3 protein-coding genes and 1 pseudogene are annotated in these 3519 nt (G+C 61.3%); 1 reads left to right on the top strand and 3 read right to left on the bottom strand.

Annotation, left to right across the window (positions count from 1 at the left end):
• Positions 1–34: 34 nt before the first annotated feature.
• Together AC5XE7_RS20810 and AC5XE7_RS20805 are read right to left on the bottom strand one after the other, a co-directional pair.
• Positions 35–1203 (bottom strand): IS3 family transposase gene (locus AC5XE7_RS20810; protein ID WP_495367429.1). Its coding sequence is split into 2 segments (ribosomal slippage): positions 35–939 and positions 939–1203, totalling 1170 coding nucleotides; the frame shifts between segments, so codons are not numbered across the junction.
• Between the two features lie 283 nt (positions 1204–1486).
• A protein-coding gene (locus AC5XE7_RS20805) for an IS5 family transposase (protein WP_287944385.1) occupies positions 1487–2253 on the bottom strand; the annotation gives its coding sequence in 2 pieces (ribosomal slippage) (positions 1487–1914 and positions 1914–2253; 768 coding nt in all).
• A gap of 171 nt (positions 2254–2424) precedes the next feature.
• Here AC5XE7_RS20805 and AC5XE7_RS20800 point away from each other — a divergent pair.
• Positions 2425–3371 (top strand): IS630 family transposase gene (locus AC5XE7_RS20800; protein WP_495367430.1). Its coding sequence is split into 2 segments (ribosomal slippage): positions 2425–2764 and positions 2764–3371, totalling 948 coding nucleotides; the frame shifts between segments, so codons are not numbered across the junction.
• Between the two features lie 32 nt (positions 3372–3403).
• Here the strand turns inward: AC5XE7_RS20800 and AC5XE7_RS20795 are convergent.
• A pseudogene (locus AC5XE7_RS20795) lies at positions 3404–3519 on the bottom strand (IS5/IS1182 family transposase); the annotation flags it as partial.

The following is a 3519-nucleotide window of genomic DNA, read 5'->3' as shown; positions in this document are numbered from 1 at the left end:
TGGTCTGCCCCCATAAGGTGGTCCGTTTTCAGTCTTAATGCATGATCGGCTTTTCAACCATCGCCTGTGCCGATGATGGTGCCGATCCACGCGGTGGCGCATGCCAGATGATGGCCTCGGGTGCCGGCGGTTTGTAGGCGAGCGATGAGTGCGGCCGCTCGGTATTGTAGTAGCGCCGCCATGCCTCGATGATGATTTTGGCTTCTGCGAGGCTGTAGAAGATTTCACCGTTGAGCAGTTCGTCGCGAAGCTTGGAGTTGAAGCTCTCGCAATAGCCGTTCTCCCAGGGGCTTCCCGGCTCGATGAACACGGTCCTGGCGCCGACAGCGACAATCCACTCCCGCACGGCTTTGGCGATGAACTCCGGGCCGTTGTCGGAACGAACATGTCCTGGAACGCCGCGCAGGATGAACAGGTCCGACAGGGCGTCGATGACGTCGGTCGAGTTGAGCTTGCGATCGATGCGGATCGCCAGGCCCTCCCGGGTGAACTCGTCGATGATGTTGAGCATGCGGAACTTTCTGCCGTCGTGGGTCCGGCCCTCAACAAAATCATAGGACCAGACATGGTTCGGGTACTCGGGTCGAAGCCGGACGCACGATCCGTCATTCAGCCAGAGCCGGCCTCTCTTCGGTTGTTTCCGGGGAACCTTCAGCCCCTCCCGCCGCCAGATGCGTTCGACGCGCTTGGCGTTCACCGTCCAGCCCTCAGACCGAAGCATCGCCGTGATCCGGCGATACCCATAGCGGCCATACCGGGAAGCGAGCCGGATGATGTCGGCGGTCAACGCTTCTTCATCCGGTCGGCTTCTGGGCTTCTTACGTGGGGTCGAACGATGCTGGCCGAGAACCTTGCAGGCAAAGCGCTCCGAGATGGATAACTTCGCCATGACATGCTCGACGCAGCGGCGACGGCGGGCGGGGCTCAGAAGTTTCCCGAGGCAGCCTCTTTCAGGATCAGCTTTTCCAGCGTCAGGTCCGATACCGCCTTGCGCAGCCGGTCGTTCTCTTTCTCGAGCTCCTTCAGCCGCTTCACCTGATCGCCCTTCAAGCCACCAAACTCCTTCCGCCAGCGATAATACGTGAACTGCGTCACGCCGATTAAGCGAACCGCTTCGCCAACCGATCGGCCTTGCGACAACAAAACATCAACCTGGCGTAGCTTGGCGACAATCTCTTCGGGCTTGTGCTTCTTCTGGGGCATTCCAACGTCCTCTCTCAGGCTCGATAGCCTACTTCACGGAGGACCACTTTCCAGGGGGCAGGCCAGCACAGCCGGAGGTGTGTACATCATTAGCTGTATTGCGATTTCGTCGTCATTGCTCTCCGAGAGCGATGATGTCTGGCTGGGCGGAGCCACGTCTGTTGTTGCTTGGCTACTATTTGGCTTGTTCCTTCGGTCTCTGCACAGGACGGACAGACGGTTCCTGCCATCCGCATTCTACACGGTATTTTATGTCGCTGGGATGCTAGNCTAGGGTCGAGACTCAATTTGGCGTCCACCAAGTGATTGCGGCAGCGAGGCAGATGGCCGACAGGAATGTATCGGCGCGTTTATCGTAGCGTGTTGCGATGCGTCGGAAGTCTTTAAGGCGACAGAACATGCGCTCGATGAGGTTTCGGCCGCGATAGGCGTCGCGGTCGTAGGCGTGTGGGTTCTTGCGCGTTGGATTGGGCGGGATGACGGGTTCTGTTCCTCGCTCGGCAAGCCATTCGCGCAGACTTGCTGCATCATAGGCGCGGTCGGCCAGCAACTTGCGGCTGGGACACCGGACGGCCAGCAGCGCCTTGGCACCGGCGAGGTCATGGGCATTTCCGGGCGTCAGGGCGAAAGCGACGGGCCGGCCGCAATCATCGCTCAACGCATGGATTTTCGTCGTTCGCCCGCCACGCGAGGTGCCAATGGCGTGATGACAAGCCCCCCTTTTGCGCCCGACGCCGAGCGGTGGACCTTGATGTGGGTGGAATCCACCGAACCGGTGAACACGCCGCTCGACCCGGTCAGGGCGTAGAAAATCCGTTCCCACACACCCTGCCGGCTCCACCGGTTCCAGCGATTGTAGATCGTGGTGTAAGGTCCATAGACCGCCGGGCAGTCTTTCCAGCGTCCACCCGAACGCAGCATGTGCATGATGCCCGAGATCACCCGCCGGTCATCCACCCGCCGCGGTCCACGCCGACCAATGGGAAGGTGAGGCTGGATCGCCTCCCACTCCGCGTCCGACAGCCAATAAACATCCCGCTTCCTTGCCATCCGAACACCTCCGAACGGCAAGGAATCAGACACTTACACCAACAGCAAGCTCAATTGAGTTTCGAGCCTAGAGCNCTAGAGCAATTTTGCTGAACTCGGAGTCGGATTTGGGATTCCGGCGATGAACTGTATCTGATTCATTGAACCTGGTGATTTTCGGGGAGAGTGATGATGACACGCAGCCTGAGCGCGGACCTTCGCGGGCGAGTGCTTGCGGCGATCGAGGAAGGGCTGTCGACGCGTGAGGCGGCACGGTGCTTCCGCATCGGGACCTCGACGGCCGGCGCCTGGTATCGCCGCTATCGCCAGACCGGCGAGATGGAGGCGCGCAAGCAGGGCCAGCCGTCGCGCTCGAAGCTCGATGCGCACGAGGCCTTCATTCTCGGCCTGATCGAGGAGGCGCCGGATGTCACCCTTGCCGAGATCGGGGAGCGCCTTGCCGCCGAGCGCGGCGTGCGTGCGGTCCCCTCGACTGTGTGGCTGTTTCTCGACCGGCGCGGCATCACGTTCAAAAAAAGACGGCGCACGCCTCAGAGCAGCAGCGTCCCGATGTCCTGCGCCGCAGCATAGCCTGGTTCGACGGCCAGTTCGACCTCGACCCCGAGAGACTGATCTTCATCGACGAGACCGCGGCGTCCACGAAGATGGCCCGGTTGCGCGGCAGGGCGCCATGCGGCGAGCGATGCCGGGCGGCTGTTCCTCACGGCCATTGGAAGACAACCACCTTCACCGCCGGCCTGCGATTGTCCGGCATGGCCGCGCCGATGCTGCTTGACGGCCCGATGAACGGACCAGCCTTCCTGGCCTATGCCGGGCAGGTTCTCGCGCCCGAGCTTCGCCCCGGCGATGTCCTGGTCATGGACAATTTGCCGGCCCACAAGATCAGCGGCGTGCGCGAGGCCATAGAGAAGGTCGGGGCGCGGCTCCTGTTCCTCCCGCCATATTCGCCCGATTTCAACCCCATCGAGATGGCCTTCTCCAAGCTCAAGGCCCTGCTCAGAAAGGCCGCTGCCAGAACCGTCGACGATCTCTGGTCCATCATCGCCGATTGCCTGACAGCCTTCACTGCCGAGGAGTGCAGGCACTATTTCGAGGCAGCCGGATATGACCCGGAATAAGTCGAAGATGCTCTAGGCTCAGGACTCATTGGTCAGATCCAGAAGATGACGGCTGCGGCGATGCATATCGCTGAGAAGAAGGTGTGAGCGCATCGGTCGTAGCGTGTGGCGATGCGGCGCCAGTCCTTGAGCTTGGCGAACAGGTTCT

The sequence above is a fragment of the Aquamicrobium sp. YD-1-mutant5 genome (genome assembly GCF_059509755.1).
Note: the sequence above shows the minus strand (reverse complement) of the source record. Positions and strands in the feature narration are given on the sequence as shown.